Source organism: Marinobacter sp. R17, from assembly GCF_003789045.1.
GTDB lineage: Bacteria > Pseudomonadota > Gammaproteobacteria > Pseudomonadales > Oleiphilaceae > Marinobacter_A > Marinobacter_A mangrovi.
The window spans coordinates 48,342-63,528 of record NZ_RHGZ01000012.1; the positions used below are offsets into that span (position 1 = coordinate 48,342).

General features: G+C 62.8%; 11 protein-coding genes. All 11 read left to right on the forward strand.

The genetic code is table 11. The features are described from left to right. Positions 1–39: 39 nt before the first annotated feature. The 11 genes from EB809_RS10400 (at position 40) to EB809_RS10450 (ending at position 15,182) form a co-directional block, all read left to right on the forward strand. Complete coding sequence (locus EB809_RS10400; protein ID WP_123634754.1) at positions 40–1,725, forward strand: AMP-binding protein; 1,686 nt, start codon at positions 40–42, stop codon at positions 1,723–1,725. 85 nt (positions 1,726–1,810) lie between these two features. Next, positions 1,811–2,980, forward strand: coding sequence for an isovaleryl-CoA dehydrogenase (locus tag EB809_RS10405; RefSeq protein ID WP_123634755.1), 1,170 nt, complete (start codon positions 1,811–1,813; stop codon positions 2,978–2,980). Between the two features lie 71 nt (positions 2,981–3,051). Continuing rightward, a complete protein-coding gene (locus EB809_RS10410) occupies positions 3,052–4,596 on the forward strand; it encodes a carboxyl transferase domain-containing protein (protein WP_407944044.1) in 1,545 nt (514 codons plus the stop codon). Between the two features lie 13 nt (positions 4,597–4,609). Next, positions 4,610–5,401 (forward strand): enoyl-CoA hydratase-related protein, encoded by a 792-nt coding sequence (locus EB809_RS10415; protein WP_123634757.1) that lies wholly within the window; start codon positions 4,610–4,612, stop codon positions 5,399–5,401. A 4-nt stretch (positions 5,402–5,405) separates the two neighbouring features. Next, complete coding sequence (locus EB809_RS10420; RefSeq protein WP_123634758.1) at positions 5,406–7,400, forward strand: acetyl/propionyl/methylcrotonyl-CoA carboxylase subunit alpha; 1,995 nt, start codon at positions 5,406–5,408, stop codon at positions 7,398–7,400. Next, the gene (locus EB809_RS10425; protein WP_123634759.1) at positions 7,397–8,320 is read left to right on the forward strand and encodes a hydroxymethylglutaryl-CoA lyase; all 924 of its coding nucleotides are present in this window, start codon (positions 7,397–7,399) and stop codon (positions 8,318–8,320) included. The genes EB809_RS10420 and EB809_RS10425 overlap by 4 nt, the downstream gene beginning before the upstream one ends. Before the next feature lie 5 nt (positions 8,321–8,325). Beyond that, positions 8,326–10,299, forward strand: a complete 1,974-nt coding sequence (locus tag EB809_RS10430) for an acetoacetate--CoA ligase (protein WP_123634760.1) — start codon at positions 8,326–8,328, stop codon at positions 10,297–10,299. 46 nt (positions 10,300–10,345) lie between these two features. Continuing rightward, a complete protein-coding gene (locus EB809_RS10435; RefSeq protein WP_123634761.1) occupies positions 10,346–11,746 on the forward strand; it encodes a sigma-54 interaction domain-containing protein in 1,401 nt (466 codons plus the stop codon). Positions 11,747–12,036: 290 nt separating this feature from the next. Beyond that, positions 12,037–13,098 (forward strand): TRAP transporter substrate-binding protein, encoded by a 1,062-nt coding sequence (locus EB809_RS10440; protein WP_123634762.1) that lies wholly within the window; start codon positions 12,037–12,039, stop codon positions 13,096–13,098. 145 nt (positions 13,099–13,243) lie between these two features. Then, the gene (locus tag EB809_RS10445) at positions 13,244–13,834 is read left to right on the forward strand and encodes a TRAP transporter small permease subunit (RefSeq protein ID WP_123634763.1); all 591 of its coding nucleotides are present in this window, start codon (positions 13,244–13,246) and stop codon (positions 13,832–13,834) included. Next, complete coding sequence (locus EB809_RS10450) at positions 13,824–15,182, forward strand: TRAP transporter large permease subunit (protein WP_123634764.1); 1,359 nt, start codon at positions 13,824–13,826, stop codon at positions 15,180–15,182. The genes EB809_RS10445 and EB809_RS10450 overlap by 11 nt, the downstream gene beginning before the upstream one ends. The last annotated feature ends 5 nt before the right edge of the window (positions 15,183–15,187 follow it).

Genomic DNA, 15,187 nt, shown 5'->3' on the forward strand with positions numbered 1-15,187 from the left:
CCAGACACACCACAACAAAGACAAGATTTCAGGTGGGTTATGACGATGCAGAAGAGCTATGTCAGCGGGGTCAGCGAAACGCCCCTGCTGGGTATGACCATCGGTGAGAAATTTGACGACACAGCCCGTCGCTTCCCGGACACGGACGCGCTGATCGTCCATCATCAGGATCGCCGTTACAGCTACCGTGAACTGCAGGCTGCCGTGGATGAATGCGCCCGGGCCATGATGGCCATGGGCATCGAGAAAGGCGACCGGGTGGGCATCTGGTCCCCCAACAACGCCGAATGGTGCATCACCCAGTTTGCCACCGCCCAGATTGGCGCCATCCTGGTCAACATCAATCCCAGCTACCGGGTGCATGAAGTGCAGTACGCGCTCAGGCATTCGGGCGCCTCCGTGCTCATCCTGCAGGGTCAGTTCAAGACGTCGGATTACGTGGGCATGATGACCGAACTGGTTCCGGCCCTGAATGACGCCCGCCAGGAGCGCATCCACAGTGACACCCTGCCCGACCTGAAGCAGGTGATCTGCCTCGACGCCAGCCACAAGGCGCCGGGCATGTGGCACTGGGATGAGGTGATCGCCCTGGCGCCGCAAACGTCAGATGCCGACTACCGTGCCCGCCAGGCCAAACTTCAGTTCGACGACCCGATCAACATCCAGTACACCTCCGGCACCACCGGCGCGCCCAAGGGCGCCACGCTTTCTCACCACAACATTCTCAACAACGGGTTGTTCGTTGCTCGCCGGATGAACCTCACCGAGAAGGACCGGCTGGTCATTCCGGTACCGCTCTATCACTGCTTCGGCATGGTCATGGGCAACCTGGGTTGCATTACCCACGGCGCCACCATGATCTACCCCAGCGAAGGCTTTGAACCGGTGGCCGCCCTCACCGCGGTGCAGAGGGAGAAAGCCACGGCCCTTTACGGCGTACCCACGATGTTCATCGCCGAGCTGGAACACCCGGATTTCGCGAGCTTCGACCTGTCGACGCTGCGCACCGGCATCATGGCCGGCTCCAACTGCCCGGCCGAGATCATGCGCAAGGTGATCGACCAGATGCACATGACCGACGTGACCATCTGCTACGGCATGACCGAGACCAGTCCGGTCAGTCTGCAGACCGAGCCGGACGCGCCGCTGGACAAACGCGTGACCACCGTGGGCACCATCCACCCGCACCTGGAGATCAAGATCGTCGATCCGGCAACCGGCGACCTGGTGCCCCGCGGCGAGAAAGGGGAACTCTGTACCCGCGGCTACAGCGTGGTGTTGGGTTACTGGAACAACGACGAAGCCACCCGCAAGTCCATCGACGTGACCCGCTGGATGCACACCGGCGACCTGGCCACGATGGACGAGGACGGCTACGTTGCGATTACCGGCCGCATCAAGGATCTGATCATTCGCGGCGGTGAGAACATCTACCCCCGCGAGATTGAAGAATTCCTCTACACCCACGACGCCATTTCCGACGCCCAGGTGATCGGCATTCCCGACGAAAAATTCGGCGAGGAAGTGATGGCTTGGATCAAGCTGGCCGAAGGCAAACAGGCCACGGAAGACGAGATCCGCGAATTCTGTAAGGGCAAGATCGCCCACTACAAAGTCCCCCGATACATCAAGCTGGTGGACGAGTTCCCCATGACCGTCACCGGCAAGATCCAGAAGTTCCGGATGCGGGAAATCAGCATCGATGAATTGAACCTCGGCGGTTGATGCCGGGCGGTCATTGCGATCGCCTTCGCCCCAAGGTTGACGTTAACGTAAACGACAGATTTTACCGGCAGGAGTCAGAACCACCATGAAAAGCCAGTACACCTCCCTCAACTTCGGACTCGGCGAGACCGTCGACATGCTTCGGGACCAGGTCAACCAGTTTTCCACCGACCGCATCGCGCCCCGGGCCGCCGACGTGGACCGGGACAACCTGTTCCCCAACGAACTCTGGCCACAGCTTGGCGAGATGGGCCTGCTCGGCATGACCGTCAGCGAAGAGTACGGCGGCAGCGGCATGGGCTACCTCGCCCACACGGTGGCCATGGAAGAAATCAGCCGGGCCTCCGCCAGTATCGGACTGAGCTACGGCGCCCACTCCAACCTGTGCGTGAACCAGATTTTCCGCAACGGTAACGACGAGCAGAAAGCCAAATACCTGCCCAAGCTGGTCAGCGGTGAGCACATCGGCGCCCTCGCCATGAGCGAACCCAACGCCGGTTCCGACGTGGTCAGCATGAAGCTGCGCGCCGACAAGAAAGGCGACCGCTATATCCTCAACGGCAACAAGATGTGGATCACCAACGGGCCCGACGCGAACACCTATGTGATCTATGCCAAGACCGACACCAGCAAAGGCCCCCATGGTATCACGGCCTTTATCGTCGAGCGGGACTGGAAAGGCTTCTCCCGCGGCCAGAAGCTGGACAAGCTGGGCATGCGCGGTTCCAACACCTGTGAGCTGATCTTCGAGGACGTGGAAGTCCCGGAAGAAAACATCCTCGGCCAGGAAAACGGCGGCGTGCGCGTGCTGATGTCCGGCCTGGACTACGAGCGTGTCGTTCTCTCCGGCGGCCCCATCGGCATCATGCAGGCTTGCCTGGACAACGTGGTGCCCTATGTCCACGAGCGCAAGCAGTTCGACCAGCCCATCGGCGAGTTCCAGCTGATCCAGGGCAAACTGGCGGACATGTATACCGAGCTGGCTGCCTGCCGGGCGTATCTCTATTCCGTGGCCCAGGCCTGCGACCGCGGCGAGACCACCCGCAAGGATGCCGCCGGCGTGATCCTCTACACTTCAGAGCGGGCTACCAAAATGGCGCTGGAAGCCATCCAGATCCTCGGCGGCAACGGCTACATCAACGAGTTCCCCACCGGTCGCCTGCTGCGGGATGCCAAGCTCTATGAGATCGGTGCCGGCACCCAGGAAGTCCGCCGCATGCTGATTGGTCGCGAACTGTTCAACGAATCACGGTAAGGGGTCCCATGGCTATCCTCCATTCCAAGATCCAGACCGAATCGCCGGAGTTCAGCGAGCGTCAGGCCGCGATGCAGGCGCTCTGCGACGAACGCCGGGACCGTCATGACACCATCGCCAAAGGCGGCGGCGAACAGGCCCAAAAGCGCCACACCGACCGCGGCAAAATGCTGCCTCGGGAGCGCATCCACCGGCTGCTGGACCCGGGCTCGCCGTTCCTGGAGATCGGCGCGTTTGCCGCGGACGACGTCTATGGAGAGGATGTTCCGGCTGCGGGCGTGATCGCCGGCATCGGGCAGGTCCACGGCATCGAGTGCATGATCGTCGCCAACGATTCCACCGTGAAAGGCGGCACCTACTATCCGCTGACGGTCAAGAAGCACATCCGCGCACAGACCATCGCCGAGGAAAACCACCTGCCCTGCATCTACCTGGTGGATTCCGGCGGCGCCAACCTGCCGCGCCAGGACGAAGTGTTCCCGGACCAGGAGGACTTCGGCCACATTTTCTATCGCCAGGCCAACATGTCCGCCAAGGGCATCGCGCAGATTGCCGTGGTGATGGGCCTGTGCACCGCCGGCGGCGCCTATGTGCCGGCCATGGCGGATGAGAGCATCATGGTGCGCGAACAGAGTTCGATCTTCCTCGCGGGCCCGCCGCTGGTCAAAGCCGCTACGGGCGAGACCGTCAGCGCGGAGGAACTCGGTGGCGCGGATGTGCATACCGGCATTTCCGGCGTGGCGGATCACTACGCCAACACCGAGGCGGAGGCTCTGGAACGGGCCCGCCAGTGTATTGCCAACCTCAATTTCCGGCGCCCGGAGACGGTTCGCCTGCGCGAGCCGGCCGAACCGCTGTATTCGCCGGATGAGTTGTACGGCGTCGTCCCGAGCGACCTGAAAACCCCCTACGACGTACATGAAGTCATCGCGCGACTCGTCGACGGTTCCGAATTCGATGAGTTCAAGGCCCGCTACGGATCGACCCTGGTCTGTGGCTTTGCCCACCTCTACGGCATGCCGGTGGGCATCATCGCCAACAACGGCATCCTGTTCTCCGAATCCGCCCAGAAAGGCGCCCACTTCGTGGAACTGTGCTGCCAGCGCGGTATTCCGCTGATTTTCCTGCAGAACATCACCGGGTTCATGGTAGGCAAGCAGGCCGAACACGACGGCATCGCCAAGCACGGCGCCAAGTTGGTCACCGCCGTCGCCTGCGCCCGGGTGCCGAAGCTGACGGTCATCATCGGAGGCAGCTTCGGGGCCGGTAACTACGGCATGTGCGGCCGGGCCTACAAACCCCGTTTCCTGTGGATGTGGCCCAACGCCCGTATCGCGGTCATGGGCGGCGAACAGGCCGCTGGCGTGCTGGCCGACGTCAAGCGCGCCGGCAAGGAGCGTCGCGGCGAAAGCTGGAGTGACGACGAAGAACAGGCGTTCAAGCAGCCGATCATCGACCAGTTCGAGCACCAGTCGAGCCCCTACTACGCCAGCGCGCGCCTGTGGGACGACGGCGTCATCGACCCGGCCGACACCCGCCGGGTGCTGGGGCTGAGCTTGTCGGCCGCCCTCAATGCGCCGCCCGAAGACACCCGCTTCGGCCTCTTCCGGATGTAACCAGGAGATCACCATGACTGAACAGGCTGTACGCACCGAAACCGACGGTCGCGGGGTCACCCGGATTACCCTGGCGCGGCCGGGCAAGCGCAATGCTTTTAACGACAGCGTGATGCGCGACTTGCGGGATGCGCTGATCGCGGCCGGCGACGATCCCGCCTGCCGGGTCGTGGTCCTGCAGGGCGACGGCAAGCACTTCTCCGCCGGCGCCGACCTGAACTACATGCAACAGACTGCCGAACTGAGCCGCGACGCCAATGTGGACGATGCCCTGGCCCTCGCCGGCTTGATGCAGACGCTGGACCAGTTACCCAAGCCGACCATTGCCCGCGTCCAGGGCGCGGCCTTCGGCGGTGCCCTGGGACTGATCTGCGCCTGCGATATCGCCATCGCCACCGACAATGCCCGCTTCTGCCTGAGCGAAGCACGCCTGGGTCTGGCGCCGGCGGCTATCGGTCCCTACGTGGTCCGCGCCATCGGTCCGCGTCAGGCGCGCAGGTACTTCCTCACCACCGAGGAAATTCCGGCAAACGACGCCGTACAACTGGGGATCGTTCATGAAGTCGTCGCCGCCGAGGACATCGACGAGACCATCAACACCCTCGTGGAACGTCTGCTGCGCAATGGTCCGGTCGCCCTCGAGGCCTGCAAGTCGCTGGTGGCCCGCACCCAGATGGACGGGCCGGACGAGGCGCTGATCCGCTATACCGCCGAACTGATCGCCGGACTGCGGACCGGTGACGAGGGTCAGGAGGGTCTGCGGGCCTTCCTGGAAAAACGCCAACCTGCCTGGATCCAGGAGTAACCCGATGACTGAACACGCCATTCGCACCCTCCTGGTTGCCAACCGGGGCGAGATCGCCCTGCGCGTGATGCGCACGGCGCAGACCATGGGCATTCGCTGTATTGCGGTCTACTCGGAAGCCGATCGCAACGCGCCGTTCGTGCGCCAGGCCGATGTGGCCGTCGCCATCGGCCCGGCCGCCGCCGCCGAGAGCTATCTGAAAGTCGACCGCATCCTCGCGGCCGCCAAAGAACACGGGGCAGACGCCATCCATCCCGGCTACGGTTTCCTGTCGGAAAACACCTCGCTGGCCGAGCAATGCCAGGCGGAAGGCATCCGCTTTATCGGGCCTCCGGCGTCGGCCATCGCCGCCATGGGCTCCAAGAGCGCGGCCAAGGCGCTGATCGCCGAAGCCGGCGTGCCACTGGTGCCGGGCTATCACGGCGACGGCCAGAGCCTGGCCCGCTTCCGTGAAGAAGCGGAGAACACCGGCTTCCCCATGCTCATCAAGGCCAGCGCCGGGGGCGGTGGCAAAGGCATGCGGGTCGTTCGCGGGATGGATGAACTGGAAGAAGCCATCGCCGCCGCCCAGCGGGAGGCCAGTTCCAGCTTCGGCGACGATCACTTGTTGATGGAGCGTTACCTGGAAAACCCGCGCCACGTGGAAGTCCAGGTGATGTTCGACAGCCACGGCAAGGGGCTGTACCTGTTCGACCGGGACTGCTCCGTCCAGCGTCGCCACCAGAAGATCATCGAGGAAGCCCCGGCACCGGGCATTCCCGAGGCCGTGCGCAAGGCCATGGGCGAGGCCGCGGTGCGCTGCGGCGAAGCCATTGGCTATGTGGGCGCAGGGACAGTGGAGTTCCTTTACGAGCCTGGCGGCTATTTCTATTTCATGGAGATGAACACGCGGCTGCAGGTGGAGCACCCGGTCACCGAGCTGATCACCGGACTGGACCTGGTGGAATGGCAGATCCGTGTCGCCAAAGGCGAAGCCCTGCCCTGGGCCCAGGACGAACTGACCTGCCGTGGCCATGCCTTGGAAGCGCGCGTCTATGCGGAGGACCCGGATAACGATTTCCTGCCCGTTACCGGTCGGCTTCACCATCTACGAGAACCTGTCGATTTGCCGTATGTCCGGATCGATTCCGGCGTCGCCGAAGGTCAGGACATCACCCCCTGGTACGATCCCATGTTGGCCAAGGTGATCACCTGGGGCGAGGATCGGGACACGGCTCGCCTGCGTCTGATCGACGCGCTGGCCCGATACGAGGTCATGGGTGTGACGCTCAACACCGATTTCGTTGCCCGCGTCCTGCGCGAACCCGATTTCGCCAACGGCGAATTGACGACCCACTTCATCGAGACCCACGCTGACGCCTTGCGCACCCCGGAATTCACACCGGAGGAACAGCAGGCCCTGAGCTGGCTCGCCTGGCAGCAGGACGCCCGGTCAGAAAGTGCCCCCGGCCCATGGTCGATGCAGGACAGCTTCCGCCTCGGCGGGCCCCGCCAACAACGCTGTGAGTTGCGCATTGGCGATCAGGACAGCACGCTGGGCTATGAGATGATCAGTGATCGACAGGCCCGACTCCATTCCGAAGGCGATTCACCGGAGCTGACGCTCTCCTGGCATCCGGCCGATCACGCGGCCCTGGTCGTTCAGCTGAATGGTCGCCAGGTCCGTCTGTCCTGGGCCAGTCACGGCGAAAAGCTCGGACTCTTCGCCGGCAACATGTCCTGGACGGCCTTGGTCAACCACCCCGAGGAGCAGGTCCAGGACGCCGACAGCGACGCTCACCTGACCGCGCCGATGCACGGCCGGGTGATTGCGGTGAACTGCACCGAGGGAGAGACGGTCGAACCGGGTAAGACCCTGGTCGTCATGGAAGCCATGAAAATGGAGCACAGCCTGAAAGCTCCGGCACAGGGCCGCGTCGTCGCGCTGCACTGCGCCGAGGGCGACAGTGTGGGTGCCGGCCAGGTCCTGGTGGACTTTGAAGCGGAGGAAGACGCATGACGGGCGAGAAAGTAACGCTGGTGGAAGTGGGCCTGCGGGACGGGCTGCAGAACGAGTCAACGGCGGTTTCCCATGAGGACCGGGCCCGCTGGTTCAACGCGCTGGCCGATACGGGGCTGTCGCGAATCGAGGCCGGCAGCTTCGTTTCCCCCAAGTGGGTCCCGCAGATGGCCAATACCGATGCGGTCATGCAGGCCATCCGCCGCCGGGACGACGTCTCGGCGGAGGTCCTGGTGCCCAACAGCAAGGGGCTGGAAGCGGCGCTGGCTGCCGATGCCGATGTGATCGCCGTATTCACCGCGGCATCCGAAAGCTTCAACCGCAAGAACATCAACTGCTCCATCGAGGAGAGCGTCGCGCGCTTCGAACCGGTGGTCAGCGGCGCCAAATCTGCGGGCAAGCGGGTGCGGGCCTATGTTTCCTGCGTCGTGTGGTGTCCTTATGAAGGCCCGATCGCACCGGGTCAGGTGGCCGATGTGGTCCAGAAGCTCCTGGAACTGGGCGCGGACGAAGTCTCCCTGGGTGACACCATCGGCGTGGCCCGTCCCCGTGAAATCCACGCCCTGCTGGATGCCACCCTGCCGCTGATGCCCACCGAGAACCTGGCCCTGCATTGTCACGATACCCGCGGCCAGGCCATCGCCAACATCTACGCCGGCCTGGAGCGGGGCATCCGCATCTTCGACAGCGCCGTGGCCGGTCTCGGCGGTTGTCCTTACGCCAAAGGCGCCACCGGCAATGTCGCCACCGAAGATGTGCTTTACTTGCTGCAGGGAGAGGGCTTCGAATCCGGCGTCGATCTTCATGCCGTCGCCCGGGTGGGCCAGGAAATCTGCGAAATGCTGGGCCGCCCCAACCCATCGCGCACCGGCAAAGCTCTGACAACGCACCTGACCGAAGACGATTTGACCACGGGGTAGAATTCATGACCAAAACGCCGCTCTGGCAACCCAGTGACGATCGCATCGCACACACCCGCCTGACGCAGTTTGAAGACCGATTGCGCCGGCAATACCCGGGCATGGCGCCGGGTTACGAAGGACTTCACGCCTGGAGTGTCGAACACGCCGACCGGTTCTGGGAGAACCTGGTGGATGAATTCGGCGTTCTCGGGGATTGGGACGGTCCGGTATCGGAGGACGGTTTTCCGGTCGTGGGCCGGCGCTTTTTCCCCCAGAGCCGACTCAACTTCGCAGAAAACCTGCTGGCCCGGGGCAATCCGGACGGCGTGGCCATCATTGAGCACCGTGAGGATGGCCGCCGGCGGATCGTCACTTTCGACGACCTGCGCCACAAGTCCCAGGCCCTGGCCGGGGCCCTGAAATCGGCCGGTGTGGGCGAAGGCGACCGGGTCGCCGGATTCGTCCCCAATGGCATCGAGGCGGTTGTGGGCATGCTCGCCGCCAGCCAACTGGGCGCCGTGTGGTCCTCCTGCTCCCCGGATTTCGGACTCAACGGCGTGATCGATCGATTCGGTCAGATCGAGCCCAAGGTGCTGATCGCCATCAACGGCTACCACTACAACGGCAAGGTGATCGATACCCGCAACCGGGTCCGGGACATTGTCGATTCACTGCCCTCCCTTGCCCGGCTGATCCGCATCGACAACTGCGACGACTGTCCCTGGCCGGACGATATCGTCGGCATGACCTGGGACGAGGCTCTTCGAGCCGACCGGGAATGTCACTACACCCGCCTGCCGTTCAATGCACCGCTCTATATTCTCTATTCGTCCGGCACCACCGGCGTTCCCAAGTGCATCGTTCACGGCATTGGCGGCACCCTGCTCCAGCACGTCAAGGAACACGCTCTGCACACCGACGTCCACGCCGGCGACCGGGTGTTCTACTACACCACCTGCGGCTGGATGATGTGGAACTGGCTGGTCAGCAGCCTGAGCCTGGGAGCCACCCTGGTGCTGTTTGACGGCTCCCCGTTCTCGCCCGAGCCGGAAGTGCTCTGGAACATCGCCGAGAAGGAACAGATCCGCGTGTTCGGCGCCAGCGCCAAATACTACGCCGCCTGTGAAAAAGCCGGCCTGAAACCGCGGGAAAGCCACAACCTGGAAGCGCTGGACGCCCTGCTCTCCACCGGTAGCCCGCTTTCTCACGAAAGTTTCGATTACCTTTACCGGGACGTGAAACCGGACGTCTGCGTCTCCAGTATTTCCGGTGGCACCGACATTGTCGCCTGCTTCGCATTGGGCAACCCGAACCTGCCGGTCTATCGCGGCGAGCTGCAATGCATCAGTCTGGGCATGGACGTGGCGTTCGTTGACGACGACGGCAATCCATTGGCCGAGGGCAAAGGCGAGCTGATCTGCCGCAACGCCTTCCCGTCCATGCCGGTCGGCTTCTGGAACGATCCAGAGAACGCCCGCTTCGAGGACGCGTACTTCAGCCGCTTCCCGGGCGTCTGGGCCCACGGCGACTACGGGGAGCTGAGCGTTCATCCGGCGACCGCCACCACCCCCGCGCAAACCGGCGTGCTGATTCATGGCCGTTCCGACGCCACGCTCAATCCCGGCGGCGTGCGCATCGGCACGGCTGAAATCTATCGGCAGGTAGAAAAAGTCGATGCCGTTCTGGAAGCGCTCGCCATCGGCCAGCAGTGGGACGACGATGTCCGTGTGGTGCTGTTCGTCCGGCTGCGCGACGGTGTGACACTGGATGACGATCTGGCCCAGACGATTCGACAAACCATTCGCGCCAACACCACACCCCGGCACGTTCCCGCACGGATCGTGCAGGTTGCCGACATACCCCGCACCATTAGCGGCAAGATCGTCGAATTGGCGGTCCGCAACGTGGTCCACGGCGAGCCGGTGAAAAACAAGGATGCACTGGCGAATCCCGAAGCGCTCCGGTATTTTGAAAATCTTCCCGAACTCAAACAATAATACCGGCTAACGGCCGTCCGTCCCCGGGCGGCCGACAGGGACCGTTATGACACGCGCATCCGGATTCACCCTGGAGGATCTTTCAGACCTCTCTGAGAGCCCCCTGCTCACGCTTCTCGACCACATCTGCGAAGGCAGCCTGATCGTTGACGACCACGCCCACGTGCTCTGGATCAGCGACAAGTATCGCGACGTCCTCGGCATCGACCGGGATCTCGCCGTCCGCGGACAGCCCGTCGAAGAGCTGATCCCCAACAGTATGATGCGCCAGGTGGTGCGCAGTGGTCAGCCCATCCTGCTGGACCTGCTGCGCAGCCGGGAAACCTGGATGGTGGTCACACGCATCCCCATCCGCGATCAGGCCGACCGGGTGATCGGCGGCATTGGCTTCGTGTTCTACAAGGACATGGACTACCTGAAGGCGTTCGTTGAGAAATACGGCCGCCTGCGCGGTGTCCCCAGCACCGCTGAACGCCAACTCGCCAATATGCGGGACACCAAGTACACCTTTGCCGATTTCATCGGCCAGAGCGCACCGGTAGAGCAGCTGCTGCAACGAGCCCGGCGGGCGGCCGAGCTGGACACCACCGTCCTCCTGCTTGGGGAAACGGGTACCGGCAAGGAGGTCCTGGCCCATGCTATCCATCATGCTTCCGTTCGGGCCGAACGGCCGTTCGTCAGCATCAACATGGCGGCGGTGCCGGACAACCTGATGGAGGCGGAATTCTTCGGGGTGGCGCCCGGCGCCTATACCGGCGCCGACCGTAAGGGACGCAAAGGCAAGATCCAGCTGGCCGACAAGGGTACGCTGTTCCTGGATGAGGTGGGCGACCTGCCCCAAAGCCTGCAGAGCAAGCTGCTGCGGGTCCTGCAGGAGCAGGAGTTCGAACCGCTGGGTTCCAACGAGGTGATCCGGGTCGACGTCCGCATCATCGCCGCCACCAGCAAGGATCTCAAAGCCATGGTGGATGCCGGTGATTTCCGGGCGGATCTCTACTATCGGCTCAATGTCCTGCCCATCGAGGTGCCCCCGTTGCGCGACCGGATGGAAGACATCGAACTGCTCGCCAACACCATGATCGATCGCATTGCCCACAATCTGGGCATGTCCCCCAAGTGGCTCAGCGCCGCAGCCCTGGACTACCTGCGCGATCACGCCTGGCCCGGCAACGTTCGCGAATTGCAGAACACCCTTGAGCGCACCTTCATCTTCGCCCAGAGCCCGATCCTCCAGGCCGAAGACTTCCTGCCACCGGCGCCGGACCGGCTGCACGAGTCCGCCGGCGCTGCCGGCATCGAGACGCTACAGGAAACCGTCGCCCGCGCCGAGCGGGACGGCATTCGCAAAGCGCTGGACGCGACCGGCAACAACCGTTCCCGCGCTGCACGCATCTTGGGGATCTCCCGCGCGAGCCTCTACGAGAAGATGGCCCGATACGGGCTTTGATCTGACGAGGTCACCCGAATCGCGGCCATTCGGCCAGGGTGTCCATATTTTCAGACAGTGTCCGAATTAGCAGACACTCCCTTCGGACCCTCGAATCACCGAGTCCGTAACGTCACCCCTATTTTATGTCCGGATTTCCAGACACTTCGGCTTTTGCGTAGCAGGAAACCCTTACTCTAAAAACGACATATTATTGTTTTTTAAGTACTTTCTATCGTTGGCACAAGGATTGTTATAAGCCCCTACGGCAGATAAGTCCCTGCACACAACAACAATAGAAGGAAGTCACAATGATAAAGACGAGCAAATCCCTCGCGTTCCTGTCCGTCTGTGGCCTGGCTGCAGCCATTGCCACCACTCCCGCCCTGGGGGCTGAGAAAATCCGCTGGAAGATGCAGGCCGCCTACGGCAGCAATCTCCCGGCTCTGGGCGATACCATTCCGGGAGTTCTGGACGACCTCCGGGAAGTCACCGATAACCGCATCATCATCAAGCATTTCGAGCCCAACAAGCTGGTGCCGACCCTGAACATCACCGACGCCGTGCGCACCGGTAAACTGGAAGCCGGCTACACCTGGATCGGCTATGACCAGGGCAAGATTCCATCCTCCACCCTGTTCTCCGCCGTGCCATTCGGTATGGAACCCTGGGAATACATGGCCTGGTGGTACGACGGCGACGGCCAGAAACTGGCTGAGGAGATCTACGAGAAGAACAACGTCCACCCGGTTCTGTGCGGCCTGACCGGCCCGGAAACCGGCGGCTGGTTCAACAAGGAAATCAACAGTCTGGACGACATCGACGGCCTCAAGATCCGCTACGCCGGCATCGGCGGACGCATCCTGCAGGAGCTGGGCGCGTCCGTGACCGTTCTGCCGGGCGGTGAGATCTTCCAGGCCCTGGAAAAAGGCGCCATCGACGCCTCCGAATTCTCCCTGCCCACCGTCGACGAGAAGCTCGGCTTCTACGAAGTGGCCAAGTACAACTACTTCCCCGGCTGGCACCAGCCGTTCGCCGCGTTCCACCTGATCGTCAATAAAGACAAATGGGACGCCATCAGCGACGCCGACAAGAAGCTGATCAACCTGACCTGCCAGGCCAGTGTCACCCGCAACCTGGCCAGCGCTGAAGCGTACCAGGGCAAGGCCATCGAGTTCATGAAGAGCAAGGGTGCCGAAACCCGCAAGCTGCCGGACCCGGTCCTGCACGAACTGGAAGACGTCACCGAAAAAGTACTCAAGCAGGAAGCGGACAAGGACGCAGACTTTGCCCGTGTCCTGAAGAGCCAGAAGGCGTTCCAGGCGCAGTACCAGGAGTGGCAAGACCTCGGCTACCTGCCGCGGGACTTCTGATCCCGGTACCCACCCGAATGGCGCGACCGTCGGTCGCGTCATGGAACGATTGTCACCCTGGTGAACAGCGGCATGACAGGCGACTTATAAGCGGTCTCTGTCATCCGGGTTCCCGGGTGGCCCCTACCGTCTTCCGGAGTTTCACATGAACGCTTCCATCGAGGCCACTGCCCCCGAGCTTGAGCCGGCGCCTCAGGGGCTGTCTGGTGAGGTGCTGCCTCACACCCCGATTTCCCGGGTGCTGGACGGTCTGATCCGGCACATCGGCGAATTCAGCGCCTGGCTGTGGCCGGTGCTGATGCTGGTCATCATCGTCAACGTGGTGTCCCGCTATGTTTTCTCCCAGGGCTTTATCGAGCTAGAGGAACTGCAATGGCACATCTATTCTGCCGGCTTCCTGATCGCCCTGTCCTATGCACTGCTGCGGGACAATCACGTCCGTGTTGACCTGTTCCGCGAACGCTTCAGTTTCCGCACTCAGGCCTGGATCGAACTTGGCGGTATGCTCCTGTTGCTGGGGCCGTTCATCGGCTTGTTGCTGTATTACTCGGTGCCCTACGTTATCGACTCCTGGCACATGAACGAAGCCTCCAGCGCGCCGGGCGGGCTCGGCCACCGCTGGATCATCAAGAGTGCGTTGCCACTTGGACTGGGGCTGGTGCTGCTTGCTGCGTTTTCCCGGTTTACACGTTTGGTCGCTTTCCTGGCCGGATCGGAGGTGCGCCATGCCGATTAATGAAATGCTCGCGATCGGGATGTTCGCCTCGTTCATCCTGCTGATCTTTACCGGTTTCCCGATTGCCTGGGCCCTGGGTGGCGTCGCGATCGCCTTTACCGGCCTTGCCATGCTGTCGGATAACTATCTCGATACGTTTATCGCCATTGACTGGAGTTACACCTCACTGGCCATCGACCGGATCTGGGGCACCATGAGCAGCTGGGTGCTGGTTGCGATCCCGATGTTCGTATTCATGGGTCAGATGCTGGACCGCTCCGGCATGGCTGAAAAGCTAATGCTCAATGTCTCCCGGCTGTTCGGGCGACTCAACGGCGGTACCGCTATCGCCGTGGTGATCATCGGCCTGCTTCTGGCGGCATCCACCGGCATCGTCGGCGCGTCCGTCGCCCTTCTCACTCTGCTGGCCGTACCGGTCATGCTCAAGCGGGAGTATCAGCCGGAACTGGCGGTCGGGACGGTCTGCGCCGTCGGCACGCTGGGCATCCTGATGCCGCCGTCGATCATGCTGGTGATGATGGCCGATCAATTGGCCATGTCGGTCGGCGACCTGTTTATGGGCGCGGTGTTCCCGAGCGCCTTGCTGGGCGTTGTCTTCGTGCTCTATATCGTGATTCGCGGCTGGATGCGGCCGGATGTGGCGCCAGCAGGCGATGATGCCGAGCCGGTCAACTTTGGCATCATTCTGGACGCCCTGAAGTCCATCCTGCCGCCGGCCTTCCTGATCCTCGCGGTACTGGGCAGCATCTTTGCCGGGATTGCGACTCCGACCGAGGCCTCGGGCGTCGGTGCCTTCGGCGCCACCCTGCTGGCCCTGGCCAACAAGCGGCTGAACAGCCAGGTGATGCGCGAAGTGTGCCGGGAGACCAGCCAAACCACTGCGTTCATCTTTGCCCTGTTGATCGGCGCCACGGCCTTTTCGCTGGTCCTGCGCGGGCTGGGTGGTGACGAGATGATCGCTGATGCCCTCCACGGGCTGCCATTTGGCCCTCATGGCGTGGTGATCTGCATCCTGCTGCTGACCTTCCTGCTCGGTTTCGTGCTGGACTGGATCGAGATCACACTGATCATCCTGCCGCTGGTGGCGCCGGTCATCCACACGCTGGGCTTCGACATTGTCTGGTTCACCGTGCTGTTTGCGGTCTGTCTGCAGACGTCATTCCTGACGCCGCCCGTCGGTTTCTCGCTGTTCTACTGCAAGGGTGTGGCGCCGCCATCGATTGGCGTGAAAACGCTCTACAAGGGCGTGACCCCCTTCATCCTGCTGCAGGCATCGGTCCTGGCGATCATCTTCCTGTGGCCTGATCTGGTGACCTGGCTACCGGCCCAGGCCTACAGCGGACAGTAGGAGGT

What these genes read in the sequence shown, in the direction of transcription:
- EB809_RS10405 (WP_123634755.1), top strand. Translation starts at nt 1,811, where the DNA reads ATGAAAAGCCAGTACACCTCCCTCAACTTCGGACTCGGCGAGACCGTC.
- EB809_RS10445 (WP_123634763.1), top strand. Translation starts at nt 13,244, where the DNA reads ATGAACGCTTCCATCGAGGCCACTGCCCCCGAGCTTGAGCCGGCGCCT.
- EB809_RS10425 (WP_123634759.1), top strand. Translation starts at nt 7,397, where the DNA reads ATGACGGGCGAGAAAGTAACGCTGGTGGAAGTGGGCCTGCGGGACGGG.
- EB809_RS10435 (WP_123634761.1), top strand. Translation starts at nt 10,346, where the DNA reads ATGACACGCGCATCCGGATTCACCCTGGAGGATCTTTCAGACCTCTCT.
- EB809_RS10450 (WP_123634764.1), top strand. Translation starts at nt 13,824, where the DNA reads ATGCCGATTAATGAAATGCTCGCGATCGGGATGTTCGCCTCGTTCATC.
- EB809_RS10430 (WP_123634760.1), top strand. Translation starts at nt 8,326, where the DNA reads ATGACCAAAACGCCGCTCTGGCAACCCAGTGACGATCGCATCGCACAC.
- EB809_RS10440 (WP_123634762.1), top strand. Translation starts at nt 12,037, where the DNA reads ATGATAAAGACGAGCAAATCCCTCGCGTTCCTGTCCGTCTGTGGCCTG.
- EB809_RS10420 (WP_123634758.1), top strand. Translation starts at nt 5,406, where the DNA reads ATGACTGAACACGCCATTCGCACCCTCCTGGTTGCCAACCGGGGCGAG.
- EB809_RS10400 (WP_123634754.1), top strand. Translation starts at nt 40, where the DNA reads ATGACGATGCAGAAGAGCTATGTCAGCGGGGTCAGCGAAACGCCCCTG.
- EB809_RS10415 (WP_123634757.1), top strand. Translation starts at nt 4,610, where the DNA reads ATGACTGAACAGGCTGTACGCACCGAAACCGACGGTCGCGGGGTCACC.
- EB809_RS10410 (WP_407944044.1), top strand. Translation starts at nt 3,052, where the DNA reads ATGCAGGCGCTCTGCGACGAACGCCGGGACCGTCATGACACCATCGCC.